This window comes from Bacillus sp. SIMBA_008 (assembly GCF_046535495.1).
Taxonomy (GTDB): domain Bacteria; phylum Bacillota; class Bacilli; order Bacillales; family Bacillaceae; genus Bacillus; species Bacillus subtilis.
The window spans coordinates 1-261 of the sequence record NZ_JAWRWL010000692.1 but is presented as its reverse complement, the minus strand read 5'-3'; the positions used below and the strand labels follow the sequence as shown (position 1 = coordinate 261).

1 protein-coding gene is annotated in these 261 nt (G+C 64.4%); it reads left to right on the top strand.

The window, feature by feature from the left end:
* Positions 1-85: 85 nt before the first annotated feature.
* On the top strand, positions 86-261 hold a 176-nt coding region (locus SB658_RS25010; protein WP_410603113.1), incomplete at its 3' end, for a DUF5060 domain-containing protein.

The following is a 261-nucleotide window of genomic DNA, read 5'->3' as shown; positions in this document are numbered from 1 at the left end:
CTTTGAATAGAGATTCATAGAGCAAGGATTATGCAAGACTGGAGATCATCGACGCCCGACGACGGGTGGCCGCCGACGCAGGAGGATGATGATGTTCCCCAGGTACGACACCGTCGAGCTCGCCTTCGAGGGCGCGGATCGTCTGCCGATCGGTGCAGAGCCGCCCTTCTCGGTGCGCCTGCGCAACGGCGGGGATGAGCTCGTCGTCCCGGCGTTCTGGGACGGCGGGACGACGTATCGCGTGCGCATCGGCCCCGAGAC